This window comes from Marivirga lumbricoides (assembly GCF_014636295.1).
GTDB lineage: Bacteria > Bacteroidota > Bacteroidia > Cytophagales > Cyclobacteriaceae > Marivirga > Marivirga lumbricoides.
This window is the reverse complement of the sequence record NZ_BMEC01000016.1, coordinates 1-21,409: the sequence shown is the minus strand read 5'-3', so window position 1 is coordinate 21,409 and position 21,409 is coordinate 1. Positions and strand designations below refer to the sequence as shown.

Below are 21,409 nucleotides of genomic sequence, written 5' to 3'. Positions count from 1 at the left end.
ATTTGTTTTTATTTAATGGTTATTTTTTATCTGATCTAAATAATTCTGGTTTTGCTATCAGCATTAGATTAGCCCACTGCTGATAACGGTTATGGTCTCCTCCTTTTAAAATCTCCATGGAAGGTGTGGCAAACATTGTGGCATAATTTAATACCACAGTGAAATAACTATTTACTTTATGCTTATACTGGAGATCAATTTCACTACCTAATTCAGCATCAGCTGCTTTAAATTTAGGGCTTTGTGTATCAATTAGCGCACCTGTCGTAGCAAAGTGATGGTAGGAAATTTCAAGTTCTGATTTCTCACTAGTCTTAAGAAATACACCGGCAAATAACTCTTGTACGCCAGTTCTGTCTGTATTATCTTCAATATTTAAAAAGTAATCTAATAAGCCGTAATAGCGGTGACCATCTCCGAACAATTTATTAAACGATCTGTTAGTAGTAGAAGTAGTATCAAGCTGATTATTACCACTAAAGTAGTTGGTTCCCGCTACTAACTTTACTTTTTCGCTTAGCTGGTAGCTTGGTATTAATGAAAACATGTAACCGCTTTGATCAAGCCCCGAGGTGTGTTTGCCATATTGATAATAAGCAGAACCTTCAAAGCCAAAATTACTGTTGCTGGAATATTTACTATATAAACCTACAGTGTTTCTTTTATTTGTTTTCGTGAAATCTGTTTTGTCCTCATTTGCATCTGTTGAATGGAGCAAAGAAACCTGAAGACCATTTTCAAAGGTTCTGTTTACCCAAAGAAAAACCAGGTATTTATAATATTTCACATTATAAGGACTAGCAGTATAATCATTGCCGTCATTGTTATATCCTCCTCCTGCTAAAATATTCCAATCATTTTTTTCATACTGTAAAACAGCCAAATCATGTGATACAGCAATGTCATTCCAATTTCTCATCCCAAAAATTCTTCCATCATCCAGCACTAGATGTTGCCTGCCCACTTTGGCAGCTAGCGAAGGAAGTAAAGCGTATTTAAACCATCCTTCAGATAAATTTATATTTGGGATGTTGGCTCTTTCATCATCATTGCCCCAGATACGCGCATTTTGAAGTCCAATTCTTATTTGAAACTTGTCATCTTTATAGTCTGCTATTAAGCGGGTTCTTTGTGAGGCTACAAAAGTTGGCTCTAATGAATCGCTTAGCAAAATCCTTGCTCCATCCCTATACTCACCTCTCGCCCGGAAGTCAGCTTTAAGAGAGAATTGTGCATAAGTAAAATTTAAGGATGCACAGAAAAATGTTATTAGTAGTAAAATTCGTCTCATTTTTTTGTCTTTTTTGTTTCCTGATTTATTTCGTTTTTGATTTTTATTTCACCTGCTTTAAAGGCCTTGTCAATGTCAATTACCATGGTAATTTCTTCATCAATTTTTGTAATGCCTTTGATATAATCCAGGTTGTATTCCGATCCTACATCAGGGGAAGCTTGTAATTTATTGCTGTTTAATTCAAACACTTCAAGTACCTGGTCCACTATAATTCCAAATTCAATTTCATTATCTGAAGATTCCAGTTTTATAATGATGATACAGGAGTTGATTGTAAGCTCAATTGGGTCTAGACCAAACTTTAGTCCTGCGTCAATTACAGGTATCACTTTACCTCTGAGGTTAATTACACCTTTCATGTATTTAGGAGCTTTTGGAATAAAAGTGATATTAGGCACTTCCATTATCTCAATCACCTTCCCAACCTCAATGGCAAAAACCTCTTTTTTGATATGAAATGATAGATAAGAATCTAAGTCCGCTGTTAAATTTAGTTCACTAATCATGATGGTTTTTTTTCATTATTTACAGAACAAATATTAACATATTTGTATAAATTGAAAATAGCTAATGATTAAGTGGTGTCAGAATTTGAGTAAGTGGTAAACTAATTAGAAAGTAGTAAGTATTTCACCTAATGGGGCTTTGCTGATATAGGTAAAATTACTTAGTGGAAGTATTGAGAAATAGAAATAAGACTGCGTTGAACTTATCGCAGTTTAAATTGGAAGAGTAAGTGTTGTAAACTAATAATCAATCAAACCCCTAACTTTTGAAGAAAGGCTTCTTTTTTACGTTTGGAAACGTCCAAATTAACATTATTGCTGAGTATTACATAACCCCCATCGCCCCTTACGTATTTTGTCACCTCATTTATATTTATCAAATAAGAGTGATGTATTCTATAAAAGTTATGGTCAGTAAGCATTTGATCATACTCCTTTAACGATTTGCTTACAAGGTGCTTTTGCCCATTTTTAAGGTAAAACTGTGTATAATTGCTTGAGGCTTCTAAATAAATTACATCCTCAACTTTTACAAACAAAATACCTTCATGCGAAGGAATGGCAATCTTATTTATTTGATGGTGATGAGGTTTGAGGTTTTCCAGAAGGTGATTCAGTTGCTGAGAGAAATCACCTATGTTTCTGTTTTTAACTTTAGATATAGCTCTGTTCAAATCATTTATGTCTACAGGTTTCAAGAGGTAATCGATGGCACTAAACTGGAAAGCTTTTATAGCATATTCAGAATGGGCTGTAGTAAATACCACTTCAAAATCAATTTTAGGTAACTGTTTTAATAAATCGAAACCTGTTTCTCTTCGCATTTGTATATCAAGAAAGACAACATCAGGTTTATATTTTGCTATTGCTTCTAAAGCTTCATTAACAGTTTCGCAAAGTGCTAATACTTCTACACCCTCTGAAAAATCTGTTAATAATATTTTCAAGCTTTCCCTACTTTTTAATTCATCATCAACGATAATGCTTCTTACCATATATGTTTTTAAGCTTGTTTACCTCTCAAAATATTTAAATATTATTGAAAACAAAAGTAAATAAAGGTTATTCTTATGTTGGGATTTTTTTTCTAAGGGTAAGTGGATTATCAATCACTTATTAATCAATAGGTTATGGGTTAAAGGTGAAATTGAAGTATGTTGGTTTTAATTTTTTCTGTTAAAAGCCTAAAGATAAAAATCTAGGCGCCACATAGATTTACCTTTTATTATTTCTGTCCCTGTAGTCCCTTCCTTTTCTTACGCTTTTTTTACCTTTCCCTTTATACTCATTCCAGGTTTGCTGTGATTGTGTGGTTCTTGTAACGGGCGTACAAGCTGAAAAATAAGATACAATAATTATGGCACTGATATAAAAAAATAATTTCTTTAGCATTGCTGTCCGATTTTATAAGGCGTTCGTCTAATAAAAGATGGTTTTTATCTGTCGGAATTTCATGTTTATCCAACACTATTGCTTTTTGTACGTGAGAACAAATATTTGTTATTTTAGTTCAGATTACCAAAAAATTCAATAATTAACCTTGAATTAATCATTAAATCGCAAGGATTTGATGGTTTTGAAAGACTTCTTTGGCAATTGAATGGCAATTCGTTTATCTTTGAACCTCATTTAAAGAAATCAGAAATATTTCTTGATAAAATAAAGATCTTATGGCTTGGTTTAAGCGACAAAATAAAGGGATTTTAACTCCTACGGAAGATAAAAAGGAAGCTCCGGATGGCTTATGGTATAAGACACCCAGCGGTAAAATTATTCACATGCGCGAATTGAAACAGAATGCGTATGTATGTCCTGATGACGAATATCACGTCAGAATTGGTTCTAAAGAGTATTTTGAAATACTTTTTGATGACAACAAATTTACTGAGTTAGATAAAGATTTATCTTCTGCTGATCCATTACAATTTGTAGACAGTAAACCTTATCCTGCCAGAATAAAGCAATCTCAAGAGAAAACTGAATTGAAGGATGCAGTGAGGTCAGCTCACGGGAAAATAAATGGCCTGCCTATATGTATAGCCTGTATGGACTTTTCCTTTATTGGCGGCTCAATGGGAGCAGTTGTAGGAGAAAAAATTGCCAGGGCAATTGAATATTCAATAAAAAAGAAAGTGCCTTTTCTTATGATCTCAAAATCAGGTGGGGCAAGAATGATGGAAGCGGGCTTCTCTTTAATGCAAATGGCTAAAACATCAGCAAAGCTGGCGCAGCTTTCCGAAGCAAAAATACCTTATATATCTTTACTTACTGACCCAACTACAGGAGGTGTGACAGCATCTTACGCTATGCTGGGCGATTTTAATATTGCTGAGCCAGGGGCATTGATTGGTTTTGCCGGACCACGGGTAATTCGCGAAACTATTGGTAAAGACTTACCTAAAGGCTTCCAGAGCTCTGAATTTGTTCTAGACCATGGATTCCTCGATTTTATAGTGGATAGAAGGCAGCTAAAGTCGAAACTGACTACTTTATTAAAAATGTTGGCTTAAAATCCATTATATATTAATTGTTAAAAGAATTAGAAAGCAATCTGCATGCAGGTTGCTTTTTTTATTGAGTGTACTCTTGATAGGATGCTCATGATAAATACTCCAATGTTCTAAAAATAAATCTAGAGAAACCCTTATTTCTTACCTAATCTGTAGCTATTATTTCCAGTTGTTTAAGTATTTTTTTTGCCCTCGATTTATATCCTGCTGAAGCCGTTGGAAGCCTGTCCTCTAAAATTAATTGCAAGTCATTTTTAAGTTCCGGATAATAAGGGATTAATTTAGCAATAACTGACATAGCAAATACCTGAATAGCCACAGCTTCTTTGCGGTTTTCCAAATATTGAAAACATTTATCTACAGCCATTTCGTGGCAATCTTCAGGAAGTTCAACAAATTGAAACACTCTTAAAGTATTTCTTTTTACTGCATCAGTGGGTTTGTTATATAAATTTTGAAGCATTGGCTTCAGATAACCCAATAATAATTCAGGTTTAATTTCTGCACAGTGGCTAATTATCCAGGCTGCCCTTTGGGTTACTCGCATGTTTGAGGCCAGAAATGCAGTCATTAGTTGTGAAAAAAGGATTTCATCATTAGCCACCTTTTGGGTTAACTCTACAGCTTCTGGTTTTCCAAATGAAGAGTAGCTGAGTAGCAGTTGCTCTATTTCTGTTTTCATGGTTATTAATTTAGCGCAAATCAGTTAAACTTCATAGTTTTACATTATGCGAATTATCCGAAAGCCTGTGCTTTGTAACTATTATGTTACTTATAGATGCAATGCCAGTTGCTATTTCTGCGATATTTGGGAGAAACCAAGCCCTTATGTTACGGTTGATGAGGTGAAATCCAATCTCTTAGCATTAAAAAAGTTAGGCGTTAGAGTAATAGACTTTACCGGGGGAGAACCCCTACTACATCAGGATATCCATCTCTTTTTAAAACTAGCTAAAGAGTTAGGCTTTATCACTACACTTACTACTAATGCTTTGCTTTATCCAAAGAAGGCAGAAAGCTTGAAGGGGTTAATTGATATGCTACATTTTTCACTCGATGCTTATGATAAGGAGAAGCACGATAAAGCCCGCGGAGTAGCCTGCTATGATTTTGTGATGGAGTCCATTAGGGTGGCAAAACATTTAGGTGAAAAACCAGACATATTATTTACTGCAATGAATGATAATATGAATGAGCTTGAACCGGTATATCAAAATATTTGCCTCGTTAATAATTTAGTTTTGATTATCAATCCAATTTTTGATTATAATCAGGTAGAAACCGGAGGAGGTTTAACTCCTGAAAACTTACAAATTATTAGTGAGATGGGGAAGAGGAAAAATGTCTATTTGAACGAAGCATTTGTACAGTTGAGAAGAGACGGTGGCAATAAGATTTCAAGTCCTGTTTGTAAGGCAGCTAGTGCGTCTTTGGTTATTTCTCCTCATAATGAGCTTGTTTTACCTTGTTACCATCTGGGAAAAAAGTCTTTTCCTATTAAAAATAACCTGGAAAAACTTTACCAATCAGATGAAGTGAGAGAATTAATAGCGCTGGAAGGCAGAATGCCTGAATGCGAAGGTTGTGCAATTAACTGCTACATGCAGCCTTCATTTGCGGTAGAAATAAATAAATATTTTTGGAAAGCATTGCCTTCTACCATCAAGTATAATAGAATAAAAGGCACCTGGAGGAACCTCTGAAAAATATTTGACTACTTTGCTAACTTTTTAGCAGAGTATCTTGTTGGAAGCAGTGAATTGTATTTAAAAAATATATAGAAACCACATACGGTTTTGATGATTATCTAATATATTTGCATCTCAATTCATTGAGTTAGTAAAAGAACAAAATAAAAAGTTCATGACATCAGTAATTATTGCATCAATTGTTGCCTTTACAGCTATAATACTATTATTAGTATTTGTATTGCTGTTTGCGCAATCAAAATTAGTACAATCCGGCCCCGTTAATATTTATGTTAATGGTGATGACAGCAATCCTATAGTTACAGCTGCGGGTTCAACATTGCTATCTACTTTAGCAGGCCAAAGTGTTTATTTACCTTCAGCCTGTGGTGGAGGTGGTACTTGTGCCATGTGTAAATGTGTAGTGGAAGATGGAGGAGGCGATGTGCTTCCTACAGAAGAAGGACACTTAAGCAGAGCGGAGAAAAAAGAAAATGTACGTCTGTCTTGTCAGGTTAAGGTGAAGCAGGATATGCACATTAGAATACCGGAGGAGATATTTGGTATTAAGAAATGGGAGTGTACTGTTAAATCTAACTACAACGTATCTACTTTTATCAAAGAATTTGTGGTACAGTTGCCTGAAGGTGAGACACTGGATTTCGAATCAGGTGGTTATATTCAAATTGACGTGCCAAAAATTACTGTTCAGTTTAAGGATATGGATATTACTCCTCATCCTGAGTTAGGACATAAGGAAGACATCTTCCAGGAAGATTGGGATAAATTTGGTTTATGGGATTTGGTAATGAAGAACGATGAAGAAATCTTCAGAGCTTATTCAATGGCTAATCACCCTGCCGAAGGAAACATCATTATGTTGAATATCCGTATTGCTACGCCTCCATTTGATAGAGCCAAAAATGGATGGATGGATGTTAACCCGGGAATCTGTTCTTCCTACGTATTCTCCAGAAAGCCAGGAGATAAAGTAACTATTTCTGGTCCTTATGGTGAATTCCATATTAATGAATCAGATGCAGAAATGATTTATATAGGTGGTGGAGCCGGAATGGCGCCATTGCGCTCTCATATTTTCCATTTATTCCACACACAAGGCACTGATAGAAAGGTTTCTTACTGGTATGGTGGACGTTCAAAAAGAGAGCTTTTCTATACCAATCATTTTAGAGAGATAGAGGAGAAAAACCCTAACTTCCAGTTTAATATTGCCCTTTCTGAACCAATGGAAGAAGATAACTGGAAAGTGAAGAAAAGCCTTGATGATAAAGATGGTGATGGTTATACAGGATTTATCCACCAGGCACTTTACGATAATTATTTAAAAGATGTAAAAGAGCCTGAAGAGATTGAGTATTACCTATGTGGGCCTCCATTAATGAATGCTGCGGTACTTAAAATGTTAGATGATTTGGGAGTGCCTTCTGAGAATATCAGATTTGATGATTTTGGAGGTTAATTCTCAATAATACATTTATAAATAAAAGAGGGAGCATGTAGCTCCCTTTTTTTATGTCTAAACTTTTAAGAGTTTTATTTCTTTTTTTTCTTCTTTCTCCACCAGAAGTAGCTTCCTAATATAATGACAGGAATTACTACATATAAAATTATGTCAAATGGAGATTCCAGTGTTAATGGTTCATTGTCATCAGGATGCGGAACACCCTGTGGGATTTGCAATAGCATATAATTTATTTGATACATAAAATGTAGAATAGAGTAGATCATTATTCTTTTATTTAAAATTTTGAATCAATATTTAAACTGATTAATAGAATTTGTCCTCCTTATCTTAAAAGCTCAATCAGTTAAATCCTACTAGAATACACGGATAAATACCTAAAAGGATAAGTAATAGTAGCAGCAATTTCTCTTGATATGGTATTCTTCGCTCTCAATCTAATCGTTAAGGGTTGAGCTTTTGATTGCGCTGTGTATGATGCTTATGTGTAGTTAATCTTTTTTAAATGACTAAGAAGCACAAATAACAGTTTTACTTGGCCTTATTAATAGAATAAAATTTTTTTTAAATATAGTATGCATGCATACTATATATTTTGTATATTTGGATTCAATGAAAAGAGAAGAATCAATCGATTACAATATAAAAGCAGCGTGGCATGCTATATCGCGCATGTATAACCAGCAAGCTGTACAGTATGGTATTACAACTTCCATTGGTTTCGTTCTTTTAAATATTAATACAAAAGAGGGGACACCTGCTACTAAAATTGCACCTTTAATGGGGCTTGAAAGTAGAAGTCTTACTCGTATGCTGAAAAGTATGGAGGAGAAAGGGCTTATTTATAAACAGCCTGATGCTGATGATAAAAGATCTGTTCGTATTTTTTTGACAGAGTTGGGTGTGGAGAAAAAGGCAGTTTCCCGCAACACCGTAAAAGCTTTTAATGAAGCAGTGATCAATAAAATTAGCCCAGAGAAATTGGAAGTATTTTTTGAAGTGATTTTAGAGGTAAATCAGATTATCGAAAGCAATAATATATATACTTCTAATGGACAGAAATTAATGAAGAAGTAATTTTTTGAGTAGTTAAGTTAATATATAGATATATCAAACTATGTAATCATGCATAATAGTGTCATGAACCACAAGAGAAGATACTAATAATGTGTGTTTACATATGTCCACCAAAAAAACAATAAGAAACATATGAAACGAGTGATTAGAAAAGTAGCAGTTTTAGGTTCTGGAATCATGGGTTCTCGAATTGCCTGTCACTTTGCGAATATCGGTGTGCAGGTGCTTTTACTTGATATTGCGCCCAGGGAATTAACCGAAGAGGAAAAGAAAAAGGGGCTTACTCTTGAATCTCCTCAGGTTAAAAACAGAATTGTGAACGCGGCTTTTGAATCAACCCTTAAAAATAAGCCGGCTGCCTTATATCATCCAGATTTTGCTAAAAGAGTTTCTTTAGGCAATTTTGAAGATGATTTGGAGAAAATAAAAGAGTGTGACTGGGTACTCGAAGCCATTGTGGAACGTCTGGATATTAAAAAGCAGATGTTTGAGAAGGTTGAGAAGTATAGGAGGCCCGGTACAATTATTTCTTCTAACACTTCAGGTATTCCCATTCATTTAATGCTTGATGGTAGAAGTGATGACTTTCAAAAACATTTTTTGGGAACGCACTTCTTTAACCCGCCACGCTATTTAAAACTTCTGGAAATTATTCCAACACCTAAAACAGATCAGTCAATCACAGATTTTCTGATGCACTATGGTGATCTTTTCTTAGGCAAAACCACAGTACTGTGTAAAGATACTCCAGCATTTATCGCCAATAGAGTAGGGATTTATGCCATACTAAAAGTGGTGGAAACTATGCAGAAAATGGGGCTAAACATTGATGAGGTAGATAAATTGACGGGTCCCGTAATCGGTCGCCCTAAATCTGCAACCTTCAGAACTTCTGATGTGGTAGGGTTAGATACTTTAATTAAAGTGGCGAACGGGTTGTACGAAGGCCTACCAAATGATGAGAGTCGTGATACATTTAAGTTACCTCCTGTAATTGGTAAATTAGAAGAAAATAATTGGCTGGGAGATAAAACCGGACAAGGTTTCTACAAGAAAACAAAGAATGACGGGAAAACTGAAATCTTAACGCTTGATCTGGAAAGTTTAGAATATAAACCTAAGCAGAAAGCTAATTTTGGTACCCTTGAGCAAACTAAGCCTATTACCAATTTAAAAGAAAGATTTCCGGTATTACTAAATGGTAAGGATAAAGCAGGAGAGTTCTACAGAGATTCTTTTTATGGCTTATTTAAGTATGTATCCAACAGAATTCCTGAAATATCTGATGAATTATACCGCATTGATCAGGCAATTTGTACCGGTTTTGGCTGGGAGATCGGCCCATTCGAGACATGGGATACATTAGGAGTTAAAAAGACAGTGGAAAAAATGGAGCAGGCCGGTTACAAACCCAATCAATGGGTATATGATATGCTTGAATCCGGAGCAGACTCTTTTTATAAAGTAGAAAAAGGCACTAAGCACTACTATGATATAGACAGCAAGTCGTACAAAGCTATTCCTGGTACTGAAGAATTTATCATTCTTGAAAATCTAAGAGAGAGTGGAAAAGTGATCTGGGAAAATGCAGAAGCATCCATTATTGATCTGGGAGATGATGTAATCAACGTAGAGTTCCGTTCCAAATCCAATACACTGGGAGGTGGAGTAATTGAAGCTATAAACAAAGGTATTTCATTAGGTGAAGAAAAATATAAAGGAGTAGTGATTGCTAATGAAGGCTCTAACTTTTCATTAGGCGCCAATTTAGGGATGGTGTTTATGTATGCCATAGAGCAGGATTACGATGAATTAGACTTCATGATTCGTCAATTCCAGCAAACAATGATGAGAATCAGGTATTCTGCTATTCCGGTGGTTGCCGCTCCGCATAATATGGCTTTAGGTGGTGGTTGCGAACTATCAATGCATTCAGACCATATTCAGGCATCTGCTGAAACCTATATCGGCTTAGTGGAAGTTGGCGTGGGTGTAATTCCTGGTGGGGGAGGTACTAAGGAAAATGCGCTACGTGTTTCTGATAGTATTCAAGCCGGAGACGTGGAATTAAATGCCTTACAGAATGCTTTTATGAATATTGCCACAGCTAAAGTGGCTACCTCAGCTGAAGAAGCCAGGGAAATGGGTATTTTAAGACCTTCTGATGGAATCAGCATTAACCGTAACAGACAAATTGCGGATGCAAAAGAAGCGGCAATTAGATTATATGAAGCAGGATATACAATGCCTAAGCAAAGAAACGATATTAAAGTGCAAGGTAAAACAGGTATAGCGCTGTTCAATGCTGGAATCAGTGGAATGAAAATGGGTAACTATATATCAGAGCATGACCAGCTAATAGCAGAAAAAATTGCTTATGTGATGTGTGGTGGAGATTTATCTTACCCTCAGGAAGTTTCAGAGCAGTATCTATTGGATTTAGAAAGAGAAGCTTTCTTGTCTCTTTTAGGAACAAAGAAAACACTTGAGAGAATCCAGTCAGTAATTCAGGGTGGTAAACCTTTGAGAAATTAATAGAGAGAAAATAGAACCTAGAGTATAGATATTAGACGCTGTTGTCAAATATGCATAACTTCAAAAAGCTTAAAATTTGGGAAAAATCAATGGAATTATCATTGTTGATTTATAGAATCACTAATGATCTTCCCAGTGAAGAGAAATTCGGACTTACTTCTCAAGTAAGAAGATGTGCTGTTTCAATTCCATCTAATATAGCTGAAGGTTCATCCAGAGACTCTAAAAAAGAATTTGCCAGATTCTTAAGTATTGCGATTGGTTCTAGTTTTGAATTAGAGACGCAATTATTGTTAAGTAGAAAGTTGAATTTTATAACAGAAAGCGATTTTAATATAGTAGAGCTTAGTTTAACCGAAATTCAGAAAATGCTTAATTCATTTATAAAAAGTTTGAACGCAGATGCCTAGGCTCTAGACTCTAGTTTCTAGCATCTTTTAAAATCATAAAATTTTAAAATAATGGACGCATACATAGTAGCAGGATACAGATCAGCAGTAACAAGAGCCAAAAAGGGTGGCTTACGCTTTTACAGACCAGATGACCTGGCCTCAGATATTATAAAGCACTTGGTTTCCCAGGTTCAGGGAGTAGAAAATGAAATGGTAGATGACCTTATTGTAGGAAATGCAGTGCAGGAAGCAGAGCAGGGAATGCAAATGGGTAGAATGATTTCACTACTGGCTTTAGGAAAAGAAGTGCCCGGAATGGTAATCAACAGATACTGTGGCTCAGGATTGGAAGCTATCAATATTGCCGCCTCAAAAATTCAGGCGGGCTATGCTGATATCATTATCGCAGGAGGTACAGAGTCGATGTCTTTAGTACCAATTATGGGCTATAAAACAGCTTTAAATTATAAAATAGCTACTGAAACACCTGATTATTATACTTCAATGGGACTTACTGCCGAGCAGGTTTCTCATAAGTATAAAGTTTCCAGGGAGGATCAGGATGAATTTGCATTCAATTCGCACATGAAAGCGATAAAGGCCCAGGAAGAAGGGAAATTCGATGAGGAGATAGTACCTATAAATGTTACTGAAACTTATGTAGAAGATGGAAAGAAGAAAACTAGAGAATATACTGTAAGTAAAGATGAAGGTCCAAGAGCTGACACCAGTATGGAAGTTTTGGCCAAGCTTAGACCAGTTTTTGCAGCGGGAGGGTCAGTTACTGCAGGTAACTCTTCGCCTACAAACGATGGAGCTTCTTTCGTAATGGTGATGTCTGAAAAAATGGTGAAAGAGCTCAACGTGAAGCCGATTGCCAGAATGGTAGGCTTCGCAGTGGCTGGTGTTGAACCACGTATCATGGGAATTGGTCCAGTGATGGCAGTGCCAAAAGCGCTAAAAAATGCAGGATTAAAGCTGAATGATATTGATTTAATAGAACTCAATGAAGCTTTTGCAGCGCAATCTTTAGCTGTAGCCCGAGAGCTTGATCTGGATATGAGCAAAGTAAACGTAAACGGGGGAGCTATAGCACTAGGTCATCCATTAGGCTGTTCCGGAGCTAAACTTTCCGTGCAGTTATTCAATGAAATGAAAAGACGGCAAGGTAAATATGGAATGGTTACCGCCTGTATAGGGGGAGGTCAGGGTATTGCCGGAATCTATGAAATGGTTTAACTAGATGTAAGATGTTAGAGTCAAGAATCTAGATCACATCTTAATTGGAAGTATATTTTAACCTAAATAGAGACAAAAGTCTATAGTCTAAATTCTAGTCTCTAATATCTAAATATTAATATTATGTCAGTAACAGAAAAACAATTTACAGCAAAAGGGGGAGAGTTCCTTATAAAGGAAACTCCTTCCCAGGCAGTTTTCACTCCTGAAGAGTGGACAGAGGAGCAAAAAATGATCGCTCAAACATGTAAAGATTTCTTACAGCAGGAAATTTATCCGAGGCTGGATGAAATTGACAATGTTAAAGGAAACCCTGAACTGATGCCATCTTTAATGGATAAATCAGGAGAACTAGGTTTGTTAGGAACTTCTGTGCCGGAAGAGTACGGTGGCTTCGGTATGGATTTTAATACCTCAATGTTAGTAGCTGAAGTAATTGGTGCAGGTCATTCCTTTGCAGTAGCACTGTCAGCCCACACTGGTATTGGAACTTTACCAATCCTGTATTACGGTAATGCTGAGCAGAAGAAAAAGTACTTACCAAAATTAGCTACTGGTGAGTGGAAAGCTTCTTATTGTTTAACTGAGCCTGATTCTGGTTCAGATGCTAACAGCGGAAAAACTAAAGCAGTTTTAAGTGATGATAAAAAGCATTATATCGTCAACGGACAAAAGATGTGGATCACCAATGGTGGATTTGCCGATGTTTTTATCGTTTTTGCTAAAATTGATGATGATAAAAATTTATCTGCATTTATAATCGAGAAAGAATTTGGCGGCATCACAATGAATGAAGAGGAAGCTAAGATGGGTATCAAAGGTTCTTCAACCCGTCAGGTATTCTTCAATGATTGCAAAGTGCCGGTGGAAAATATGCTCTCTGAAAGAGAAAACGGATTTAAGATTGCAGTAAATATCCTCAACATAGGTCGAATCAAACTAGCTGCTTCTACAATTGGAGCTTCAAAAGGGGTGATAGGCCAGGCTGCTCAATATGCGAACGAGAGAAAGCAATTTGGAACATCCATCGCTAACTTCGGTGCCATTAAGCATAAATTGGCGGAAATGACTGCCAGAACCTTTGCTTCTGAATCGGCAGCTTACCGTGCAGGTCAAAATATTGACGATGCCTTTAATGAAATGATTGCTTCAGGTATGGATCAGGCAGAAGCTAAGTTGAAATCTGTAGAAGAATTTGCTATTGAGTGTGCCATTCTTAAAGTTCACGGTTCAGAAACATTGGATTATGTGGTAGATGAAGGCGTGCAGATTTATGGTGGTATGGGATTTTCTGCAGATGCTCCAATGGACAGAGCTTACAGAGATGCCCGAATTAACAGGATTTTTGAAGGTACTAATGAAATCAACAGAATGTTAACTATTGATATGCTGTTGAAAAGGGCACTGAAGGGCAAGCTTGACCTGATGACGCCAGCAATGAATGTTCAGAAGGAATTAACCAGCATTCCTGATTTCGGAGCGCAAGAAGATACTGCATTATTCGCTAAGGAGAAGAAAGTGCTCTCTAATTTGAAAAAGGCAGGCTTGATGATTTCCGGTGCAGCTGTTCAGAAATTTATGCAGAAGCTTTCAAACGAACAGGAAATTCTGATGAACCTTGCTGATATGCTAATTGAAGTATATGCCGCAGAGTCAGCTATGTTAAGAACTGAGAAGTTGATCTCTTTAAAAGGAGAAGAAGCTTGCAAGCAGCAAATTGCAATGACTCAGTTGTATATGCACAGAGCTGTTGAAGTAGCTCAAAAAGCAGGTAAAGAAGCAATTTATGCCTTTGCAGAAGGAGATGAGCAGCGCATGATGTTGCTAGGTTTAAAGAGGTTTACTAAGATTGAGCCTGCTAATTTAAAAGAGATAAGAAGAACCATAGCTGACCATATTTCAGCTAAGCAAGCTTATGAATTTTAATAATTAATCGGGATGGGAAATTGGTCGATTTAACACTTAGCTTAAACGTTAAAATTGACCTTTTCGAATAAAAATATAATTTTTTTTTAAAAAATATGAGTTTGGCTATTTGTCGCTACTTATTTTTGTTTTATCTTTACAATATCTTATATAAGTCAATGACTTTGTAAGGTTTTGGTTGAAATAGAAAGGTCCCTGGGGAGGGACCTTTCGCTTTTTATAGCCTTTCTTATTTATATTGAGCCTCATTTAAATATTCAACCACTTATTTCTCAACAATTGCTGCTCATCAGTTAAATCATTTGAAACACTAATTTCAAAGAAGATAAAGTATCTTTCTTTAGCTTTTTTGCTTAGTTCAAGCCTTTTCATTTTGCCTTTTCTCATAATATGTAATGAAATATTATCTACAAATTGTAAGCTTTCCATTTCAAAGTTCTTAACATCCTTTCCATTAATACTAATGATAACATCCTCCCTTCTGAATTTTTCCTCGGCTGGGCTTTTAGGTGCAGTTTTGTTAATGACGAAGCCATCGGGATTCTCAGTATATTTTATGCCGAAATATTGAGAGAGTGGGTTGTCCGGATATTTCTCAATCATCTCAAAGCCAAAGGAAGGGAAAAGTTGAGTTAAAATGTTTTCAACCGGGGCCGTTCCTTCAATATAGTCCTTTTTGTAACCTTCCAAATCATGCTCAATTACTGTTTCAGCAACATTTAAATAATCAGCAGCTGAATATCCCTTGCCTTTTTTATAAAAGTCAGACCATAAGGTGCGGAGCACATCATCTAAAGATTTCTTAGCATTGGTTTCTTTAATAATGAGCATATCAAGTAAAAGTGCGATAATTGCTCCTTTCACATAAATGGAAACTTTTCTGTCGGGTGTGCCAGGCTCATAACCATCAATCCATAAATCCAGTGAAGAGTCAGCAACAGAATAGTTAAATCTCCCATTGTTTTCAAAATGCCTTTTAAAAAGCTTGTTGAGTTCATTCTGATACCAGTTTAAATCTTTCACCCCACTTCTAATCAGAAATAAGTCACCATAATAAGTTGTTACTCCTTCTGCCACATAGCCGGTGGTAAAATAGTTTTCCTTCGTAAAATCATAAGGAACCATTTCTTTGGGTCTGATCCTGATGATGTTCCAGTAATGGAATAATTCATGCGAGCTAATTCCCAGAAAATTATCATAGAAGGCCTCAGTATTAAATTCTTTAGCGGGGCCTAAAACAATGCAGGTACTATTCAGGTGTTCAACTCCGTGGTATGCTTTTGTATCAGGAATTTGGTAGAGAAAATGGTAAGATTCATTTTCGAAATCTCCCATCATTTTTAATTGCTCAGCAGTGAATCTTTTAAAATCTTCAATAATTCTTTCTTCCTGCGTAGCCAGCTGAACATCTCCCTTAAACCATAAATGAAATGTTATATTGTTAAGCACATATTGTAAGTGCTTAATTTCTTTGGAAATGATTGCCGGACTATCCACCAGCTGGTAAAAGTTTTTCGCATACAGGGTTTTACCTTTGGAAGGCAGGCCACAGGCAATTATGTTTTCATCGGAAACCAACAGTTGAACTTCACATGGTTCGTCTAATTGGTTTTCAGCATACATTAAACAGTTAATGAAGTTGATATACCACTGCTCCTCATCTACATAGGTACTGCCTCCATCTATTTCAGCGGTATAATATTCATAGTTTACAATAACTATTTCTTCTGAGCTGGTAATGTGCCAATTATCTCTTGATTTTTTGATGTAGTTAAGAGGTTTTCCATCAGTATCAATTACTTTAAAGTTTCTGATATTTTTTGAGAAATTGCCTAACTGATACCTTCCAGGCCTCCAGGCGGGTAACCGTATAGAAAGAGGAGAACTTTTTTGAGTATTCTTAAAGGTGATTTGGATTTGTAGAAATTCGGAGTGGGGGTATTTTTGACTTAATTGATAATGTGCCATGCTTACGCTTTAAGTTTATTTTTCTTTAAATTTGAGAAATCATCACTTGTTTCTAAAACTTTAGCCAGTATTTATTCTCAAATTAGGGCTCTGAATCACTTTTTTTAAATTTAAATAAGAATTAATCGAATCATTTTAAGCCGTAACTTTGTATTAATCAATTTAGTAATTAACTTTGCAGGCCTTAAGAAATTCTGAGTAGATAAGTATATAGTAAAGCATAATTAAATTATAAGATATGAAACGTACATTTCAGCCTTCTCAAAGAAAAAGAAGAAATAAGCACGGTTTTAGAGCAAGAATGGAATCTGCGAACGGCAGATCTGTATTAGCAAGAAGAAGAGCTAAAGGTCGTCATAAACTCACAGTTTCTGATGAAAAAAGCAAGCACAGAAAATAAACTAGCCTAATGCTATAATTCTGATGTCTTTTGAATTGCAAGACAAACCCTCTTTCTGTTTCAAAAAAGAAGAACGTCTAAGCAGCAAAAAAATAATTAAGGAGCTTTTCAACAAGGGCTCCTCTTTTTATTTATTCCCATTTAAGGTGCTTTACCTTAAGAATTCCTTTGTAACTTCTGAAAACCTGAAGCCTCACCAAATTCTGGTAACTGTTCCCAAGAAGAGGTTTAAAAAAGCTGTAGATAGAAATCCAATCAAAAGAAGGATAAGAGAAAGCTATCGCTTACAGAAGCACTTGATTTCTCCGGATCAGCTTCATACAAGTTTATGGATTGCTTATATTTACACTACTGATAAAGCATTGCCGTTTTCTCTTATACAAGAAAAACTAAAAATGACTTTAGAGCGTTTGGAAAAAATAGTTAATTTAGATAAAGCCGAATGACATTCAATAAAAAGCTAATTGTAGCACTCTCTTCAATAATACTTATCTCTTTAGTTTCTTTTAAATTGAAGGTGTCCGATAGGTACTTCGAAATCATTAAAAATCTGGATATCTTCACTACTCTCTATAAAGAGTTAAACACGTACTATGTCGATGAAATAAATCCTACAGATTTAATGGAGATAGGTATTGAGGCAATGTTGGAATCATTGGACCCATATACCAATTTTATTCCCGAGAACAGAATTGAAGATTATCGGATAATGTCTACTGGTCAATATGGAGGGATTGGTACAGCCATGGGTAAGTTTAATGGTCGTAATGTAGTTTTAATGGCTTTTGAAGGTTCGCCTGCAGATAAGGCCGGCATAAAGATTGGTGATGAAATCATTGCTATCGATCAGGTAGATATTACCGAACTCGACACCGAGGAAATAAATACCCTATTAAAAGGTCAAATTGGAACCAGCCTTCAGATTAAAGTAAAAAGGTATAGTCAAAATAAACCTCTAACATTTACAGTAAAGCGTGACAGAATTAATATTGAGAGCGTACCTTATTATGGTTTAATTGATAAGGATATTGCTTATATCAGATTAACGGAATTTTCCAGCGGTGCGGGAGCAGATGTTAGAAGCGCATTGATTGAATTAAGAGATAAGGGAGCAAAAAAAGTTATTCTGGATTTAAGAGGAAATGGAGGAGGCTTGCTGAACGAATCTATTGATGTTTCCAACGTTTTTATACCTAAAGGTTATGAAGTTGTATCCACAAAAGGAAAAATAGAAGAATGGAATAAAAGCTATAAATCTGAAAAAAATCCTGTAGATATAAGTATTCCTCTTGTAGTGCTTATCAATGGAACCAGTGCTTCAGCCTCTGAAATTGTATCTGGTGTTATGCAGGATTATGACAGAGGAGTTTTAATAGGTCAAAGAAGTTTTGGAAAGGGATTAGTTCAGGCTACTCGTCCACTTAGTTATAATAGTCAGTTGAAGCTAACAACGGCTAAATATTATACACCAAGCGGAAGATGCATTCAGGCTATTGATTACAGTCATAGAAATGATGACGGAACTATTGGTAAAATTCCGGACTCTCTTAAAAACGAATTTACTACCAAGGCAGGAAGAAAAGTGTACGATGGAGGAGGGGTTACTCCTGACGTGGAGCTAGAAGAAGAAGGCTTTGCTCCAATTACTATTGAGCTAATAAGAAATGGATATATTTTTGATTTTGCCACAGCTTATTATTATAAGAATCAGGAAAATGTCCCTGACCCCAATACTTTTGAGATTTCAGATAATTTGTATAGTGAGTTTTCAGAATGGATAAAAGGGAAAGATTATGCGTATACCTCTGATACAGAAAAACTTATTGCTAAGCTGAAGGAGCAGTCAAAAGATGATAAGTTTCACCAGTTTATTTCTGAGGAATTAACTCAGTTGGAAAATGAAATACAATCACACAAATCAGACGAAATAAAAATATTTGAGAACGAAATTAAGTTGGCATTAAAAGATGAAATTATTTCTCGCTTTCACAAGAGGCAGGGAATGATAGAGGCTTCTTTCGAGAGTGATGTAGAAGTAGCTAAGGCGAAAGAAATTCTTAATGATGCTCAAAAGTATAAGGATCTATTGTCTGTAAAGTAATGGAGTTTTACCTCTTACTTTTCTGTGCAGGTTTGTTAGGTGGCCTTATTTCTGGCTTGTTGGGAGTAGGAGGAGGACTAGTGTTCATTTTTATATTACCTATTGCGTTTCTTTATATTGGAATTCCCGAACAAGAAGTAGCACAATATACCATTGCCAACTCATTATTAGGTACTTTCTTCGCTGCTTCTTTCGCAACAATTAACCATATCCGTAACAAAGAATTTTATCCGAAAGCTATTCTAATAATTAGTATTTCTTCTATTCTTTCTGGAGTATTGGTTTTAAACTTTATAGTTAATACACCTTTTTACTCCAAAGAAGTATTTAATGTTGTTGTTATAATTATCATGGTCTTGATGTTATTATCAACTCTTAGAAATGCCCAAAAGCAAAAACTTTTTGTAGAGCGGGTAAAGTTTGTAAAGCGGTTTTTCAGTTTTACAGGTTTATCGGCTGGCTCAGTAGCGGCTTTGACGGGGCTGGGTGGAGGAATCATCATTATCCCTTTTTTAAGTGAAGGGCTTAAAATGGAAATTAGAAAAGCTAAAACTATTTCTTTAGGAGTTATATCTGTTACGTCATTGGCAATGGTGCTCTTTAATCTGTTTCAGACTCCAATGTTACCTATTGATATGCCTCATACAGGCTATATTATCTTTCAGGTTTCAATTCCTATTATAGTAGGTACATTAATAAGTGCTACTTTTGGAGTGAAATTAAGCAGAAGGATTCCTGTATCCACAATTAGTTACCTATTTGCAGCTTTTGTTCTAATAGTGATCTTTAAAAAACTAATCGAGCTAATATGATTACTATACTTAGTATAGAAACAGCTACTAGCATTTGTTCAGTTGCTGTGCATCAGGAAGGCAGACTGTTAGCTTCTGCCGAATTATATCTGGAAAAATCCCATTCATCTTCTTTGTCTCTTTTAATAGAGCAACTTATTTCTCATTGTGATCTGCATTTAGCTGATCTTAATGCTATCGCTGTTTCGGGCGGACCGGGATCTTACACGGGTTTAAGAATAGGATTAAGTACAGCCAAGGGATTATGCTATGCATTAGATATTCCTTTGATAGCCGTTTCCTCCTTAGATGCTATGTCATTTCATGTACAACATTATGGTCCTGAACAGAATGGCTTGCTTGTTCCTATGATTGATGCACGGAGAATGGAAGTTTTTTATAAAGCTTTATCACCCTCCTTGAAGGAAATTGAACCACTTAGTAACTTAATCTTAGAAGAGAACTCATTTGATAAGTTTACGGAGAAGTATTCCACCCTGTATTTGTTTGGCAATGGAGCAGAAAAAGCATACAAGCTCTATCAACAAAAAGGAAACTTTAAAATCCTGGAAGACGTTAACCCATCAGCAAAGTTTTTAGGTCATTTGGCTTTTTTTAAGTTCAAGCAAAATGAATTTGAGAATTTAGCATATTTCGAACCAAACTACGGGAAGGAATTCTTTTCTCCTGTTTCTAAAAAGAAGTCGTTTTTATAAACTCCTGCTGAAGGCTTGACTCTAAGCTATGCAGAAAAATCAATGACTTTTAAAACGAATGAATTATTATGTCTGAAGAAATCATCAATAAAGTTAAAAGCAGTCCTTTAGTAACATTGGATTTAGAAGATATTCTGGATAAAACCACTAATAGGTTTACTATTGATTTAAAGGATCATCTTTTTCAAGGGATAGTCTTAAAAGAGAAAGATTTTCGTGATTTTATTAAATCACATGATTGGACATCGTATAGCGGGAGCTATGTGAATATATGGTGCTCTGCTGATGCTATCATTCCAAACTGGGCGTACATGCTATTAACCTCTAGACTATCACCTTTTGCTGAAATGATAGTTTATGGAAGCACGGATGAAATGGAAAAGGAAATATTGCGTCTAAATATTCAAAAAATAGATCAAATGGATTACGATAATGCTAAAGTGGTAATTAAAGGATGCTCTGAACTAAGTCACCCTGAATTTGCATTTACCGAAATAACCAAGCATTTAACCCCTGTTGTTTCTTCCTTAATGTTTGGTGAGCCCTGTAGCACCGTTCCAATTTATAAGTTAAAGCGTTAAGGCGCGAAATTAAGGAGTTGATAGTGAGTAGATTAAAGTAAATATACGATAAAAAATCAAAAAAGTGAGTTGATGGAGTTGTAAGATGGCGAATATTTTCTACCTTTGTCGACCCAAAAGAGGGGAATGGCTTGAGAGGGCTGTTGATTGAAAGATTGAAGATAAGCGGAGGAGGAAGTGTTAAAACACTGATTGAGAGTGC

21 protein-coding genes are annotated in these 21,409 nt (G+C 35.7%); 14 read left to right on the top strand and 7 right to left on the bottom strand.

What is annotated here, in order from left to right; all coding sequences use genetic code 11:
* Window positions 1–19: 19 nt before the first annotated feature.
* From IEV85_RS21200 to IEV85_RS21185, 4 genes are all read right to left on the bottom strand, one after another.
* Entirely contained in the window at window positions 20–1,291 is a 1,272-nt protein-coding gene (locus IEV85_RS21200; RefSeq protein ID WP_188467277.1) for an alginate export family protein, read from the bottom strand.
* Window positions 1,288–1,800 carry a chemotaxis protein CheW gene (locus IEV85_RS21195; protein ID WP_188467276.1) on the bottom strand — a complete coding sequence of 171 codons (513 nt, stop codon included), beginning with the start codon at window positions 1,798–1,800 and terminating at the stop codon, window positions 1,288–1,290. Before IEV85_RS21195 ends, IEV85_RS21200 begins: the two co-directional genes overlap by 4 nt.
* 251 nt (window positions 1,801–2,051) lie before the next feature.
* Window positions 2,052–2,795 carry a LytR/AlgR family response regulator transcription factor gene (locus IEV85_RS21190; RefSeq protein WP_188467275.1) on the bottom strand — a complete coding sequence of 248 codons (744 nt, stop codon included), beginning with the start codon at window positions 2,793–2,795 and terminating at the stop codon, window positions 2,052–2,054.
* Window positions 2,796–3,015: 220 nt separating this feature from the next.
* Window positions 3,016–3,192 (bottom strand): hypothetical protein, encoded by a 177-nt coding sequence (locus IEV85_RS21185; RefSeq protein WP_188467274.1) that lies wholly within the window; start codon window positions 3,190–3,192, stop codon window positions 3,016–3,018.
* A 278-nt stretch (window positions 3,193–3,470) separates the two neighbouring features.
* Here IEV85_RS21185 and accD point away from each other — a divergent pair, with 278 nt between their 5' ends.
* Complete coding sequence (gene accD, locus IEV85_RS21180) at window positions 3,471–4,310, top strand: acetyl-CoA carboxylase, carboxyltransferase subunit beta (protein WP_188467273.1); 840 nt, start codon at window positions 3,471–3,473, stop codon at window positions 4,308–4,310.
* A 145-nt stretch (window positions 4,311–4,455) separates the two neighbouring features.
* Here the strand turns inward: accD and IEV85_RS21175 are convergent, their stop codons facing one another.
* On the bottom strand, window positions 4,456–4,992 hold the full coding sequence (locus tag IEV85_RS21175) for a hypothetical protein (protein ID WP_188467272.1): 537 nt from the start codon (window positions 4,990–4,992) through the stop codon (window positions 4,456–4,458).
* A gap of 46 nt (window positions 4,993–5,038) precedes the next feature.
* On the opposite strand from IEV85_RS21175, the gene IEV85_RS21170 reads away from it, so the two are divergent.
* Window positions 5,039–6,013, top strand: coding sequence for a radical SAM protein (locus IEV85_RS21170; protein WP_188467271.1), 975 nt, complete (start codon window positions 5,039–5,041; stop codon window positions 6,011–6,013).
* Between the two features lie 160 nt (window positions 6,014–6,173).
* Entirely contained in the window at window positions 6,174–7,478 is a 1,305-nt protein-coding gene (gene nqrF / locus IEV85_RS21165) for an NADH:ubiquinone reductase (Na(+)-transporting) subunit F (protein ID WP_188467270.1), read from the top strand.
* 74 nt (window positions 7,479–7,552) lie between these two features.
* Here the strand turns inward: nqrF and IEV85_RS21160 are convergent, their stop codons facing one another.
* The gene (locus tag IEV85_RS21160; RefSeq protein ID WP_188467269.1) at window positions 7,553–7,747 is read right to left on the bottom strand and encodes an adenylosuccinate synthetase; all 195 of its coding nucleotides are present in this window, start codon (window positions 7,745–7,747) and stop codon (window positions 7,553–7,555) included.
* A 346-nt stretch (window positions 7,748–8,093) separates the two neighbouring features.
* Here IEV85_RS21160 and IEV85_RS21155 point away from each other — a divergent pair, with 346 nt between their 5' ends.
* The 5 genes from IEV85_RS21155 to IEV85_RS21135 all read left to right on the top strand — a co-directional run bounded on the left by IEV85_RS21155 (window position 8,094) and on the right by IEV85_RS21135 (window position 14,650).
* Entirely contained in the window at window positions 8,094–8,558 is a 465-nt protein-coding gene (locus tag IEV85_RS21155; protein ID WP_188467354.1) for a MarR family winged helix-turn-helix transcriptional regulator, read from the top strand.
* 132 nt (window positions 8,559–8,690) lie between these two features.
* Entirely contained in the window at window positions 8,691–11,093 is a 2,403-nt protein-coding gene (locus IEV85_RS21150; RefSeq protein WP_188467268.1) for a 3-hydroxyacyl-CoA dehydrogenase/enoyl-CoA hydratase family protein, read from the top strand.
* A gap of 50 nt (window positions 11,094–11,143) precedes the next feature.
* Window positions 11,144–11,503 (top strand): four helix bundle protein, encoded by a 360-nt coding sequence (locus IEV85_RS21145; RefSeq protein WP_188467267.1) that lies wholly within the window; start codon window positions 11,144–11,146, stop codon window positions 11,501–11,503.
* A 51-nt stretch (window positions 11,504–11,554) separates the two neighbouring features.
* Window positions 11,555–12,724, top strand: a complete 1,170-nt coding sequence (locus IEV85_RS21140; RefSeq protein ID WP_188467266.1) for a thiolase family protein — start codon at window positions 11,555–11,557, stop codon at window positions 12,722–12,724.
* A gap of 123 nt (window positions 12,725–12,847) precedes the next feature.
* Window positions 12,848–14,650, top strand: coding sequence for an acyl-CoA dehydrogenase family protein (locus tag IEV85_RS21135; RefSeq protein ID WP_188467265.1), 1,803 nt, complete (start codon window positions 12,848–12,850; stop codon window positions 14,648–14,650).
* A 249-nt stretch (window positions 14,651–14,899) separates the two neighbouring features.
* Here IEV85_RS21135 and IEV85_RS21130 read toward each other — a convergent pair whose 3' ends face one another.
* On the bottom strand, window positions 14,900–16,618 hold the full coding sequence (locus IEV85_RS21130) for a M61 family metallopeptidase (protein WP_188467264.1): 1,719 nt from the start codon (window positions 16,616–16,618) through the stop codon (window positions 14,900–14,902).
* A 238-nt stretch (window positions 16,619–16,856) separates the two neighbouring features.
* Here IEV85_RS21130 and rpmH point away from each other — a divergent pair, with 238 nt between their 5' ends.
* The 6 genes from rpmH to IEV85_RS21100 all read left to right on the top strand — a co-directional run bounded on the left by rpmH (window position 16,857) and on the right by IEV85_RS21100 (window position 21,207).
* Window positions 16,857–17,018, top strand: coding sequence for a 50S ribosomal protein L34 (gene rpmH / locus IEV85_RS21125; protein WP_188467263.1), 162 nt, complete (start codon window positions 16,857–16,859; stop codon window positions 17,016–17,018).
* A 23-nt stretch (window positions 17,019–17,041) separates the two neighbouring features.
* Window positions 17,042–17,464, top strand: coding sequence for a ribonuclease P protein component (rnpA, locus tag IEV85_RS21120; protein ID WP_188467262.1), 423 nt, complete (start codon window positions 17,042–17,044; stop codon window positions 17,462–17,464).
* Window positions 17,461–19,119, top strand: a complete 1,659-nt coding sequence (locus tag IEV85_RS21115) for a S41 family peptidase (protein ID WP_188467261.1) — start codon at window positions 17,461–17,463, stop codon at window positions 19,117–19,119. Before rnpA ends, IEV85_RS21115 begins: the two co-directional genes overlap by 4 nt.
* Entirely contained in the window at window positions 19,119–19,931 is an 813-nt protein-coding gene (locus tag IEV85_RS21110; protein ID WP_188467260.1) for a sulfite exporter TauE/SafE family protein, read from the top strand. The genes IEV85_RS21115 and IEV85_RS21110 overlap by 1 nt, the downstream gene beginning before the upstream one ends.
* Entirely contained in the window at window positions 19,928–20,626 is a 699-nt protein-coding gene (gene tsaB, locus IEV85_RS21105; protein ID WP_188467259.1) for a tRNA (adenosine(37)-N6)-threonylcarbamoyltransferase complex dimerization subunit type 1 TsaB, read from the top strand. The genes IEV85_RS21110 and tsaB overlap by 4 nt, the downstream gene beginning before the upstream one ends.
* A 68-nt stretch (window positions 20,627–20,694) precedes the next feature.
* Window positions 20,695–21,207: a DUF2480 family protein gene (locus IEV85_RS21100; protein WP_188467258.1), complete on the top strand. Its 513-nt coding sequence runs from the start codon at window positions 20,695–20,697 to the stop codon at window positions 21,205–21,207.
* Window positions 21,208–21,409 lie beyond the last annotated feature (202 nt).

Coding starts and splice junctions, on each gene's coding strand:
- accD (WP_188467273.1), top strand. CDS start 3,471: ATGGCTTGGTTTAAGCGACAAAATAAAGGGATTTTAACTCCTACGGAA.
- IEV85_RS21160 (WP_188467269.1), bottom strand. CDS start 7,747: ATGATCTACTCTATTCTACATTTTATGTATCAAATAAATTATATGCTA.
- IEV85_RS21175 (WP_188467272.1), bottom strand. CDS start 4,992: ATGAAAACAGAAATAGAGCAACTGCTACTCAGCTACTCTTCATTTGGA.
- rnpA (WP_188467262.1), top strand. CDS start 17,042: ATGTCTTTTGAATTGCAAGACAAACCCTCTTTCTGTTTCAAAAAAGAA.
- IEV85_RS21130 (WP_188467264.1), bottom strand. CDS start 16,618: ATGGCACATTATCAATTAAGTCAAAAATACCCCCACTCCGAATTTCTA.
- nqrF (WP_188467270.1), top strand. CDS start 6,174: ATGACATCAGTAATTATTGCATCAATTGTTGCCTTTACAGCTATAATA.
- tsaB (WP_188467259.1), top strand. CDS start 19,928: ATGATTACTATACTTAGTATAGAAACAGCTACTAGCATTTGTTCAGTT.
- IEV85_RS21145 (WP_188467267.1), top strand. CDS start 11,144: ATGCATAACTTCAAAAAGCTTAAAATTTGGGAAAAATCAATGGAATTA.
- IEV85_RS21115 (WP_188467261.1), top strand. CDS start 17,461: ATGACATTCAATAAAAAGCTAATTGTAGCACTCTCTTCAATAATACTT.
- IEV85_RS21155 (WP_188467354.1), top strand. CDS start 8,094: ATGAAAAGAGAAGAATCAATCGATTACAATATAAAAGCAGCGTGGCAT.
- IEV85_RS21200 (WP_188467277.1), bottom strand. CDS start 1,291: ATGAGACGAATTTTACTACTAATAACATTTTTCTGTGCATCCTTAAAT.
- IEV85_RS21110 (WP_188467260.1), top strand. CDS start 19,119: ATGGAGTTTTACCTCTTACTTTTCTGTGCAGGTTTGTTAGGTGGCCTT.
- rpmH (WP_188467263.1), top strand. CDS start 16,857: ATGAAACGTACATTTCAGCCTTCTCAAAGAAAAAGAAGAAATAAGCAC.
- IEV85_RS21135 (WP_188467265.1), top strand. CDS start 12,848: ATGTCAGTAACAGAAAAACAATTTACAGCAAAAGGGGGAGAGTTCCTT.
- IEV85_RS21195 (WP_188467276.1), bottom strand. CDS start 1,800: ATGATTAGTGAACTAAATTTAACAGCGGACTTAGATTCTTATCTATCA.
- IEV85_RS21170 (WP_188467271.1), top strand. CDS start 5,039: ATGCGAATTATCCGAAAGCCTGTGCTTTGTAACTATTATGTTACTTAT.
- IEV85_RS21100 (WP_188467258.1), top strand. CDS start 20,695: ATGTCTGAAGAAATCATCAATAAAGTTAAAAGCAGTCCTTTAGTAACA.
- IEV85_RS21150 (WP_188467268.1), top strand. CDS start 8,691: ATGAAACGAGTGATTAGAAAAGTAGCAGTTTTAGGTTCTGGAATCATG.
- IEV85_RS21185 (WP_188467274.1), bottom strand. CDS start 3,192: ATGCTAAAGAAATTATTTTTTTATATCAGTGCCATAATTATTGTATCT.
- IEV85_RS21140 (WP_188467266.1), top strand. CDS start 11,555: ATGGACGCATACATAGTAGCAGGATACAGATCAGCAGTAACAAGAGCC.
- IEV85_RS21190 (WP_188467275.1), bottom strand. CDS start 2,795: ATGGTAAGAAGCATTATCGTTGATGATGAATTAAAAAGTAGGGAAAGC.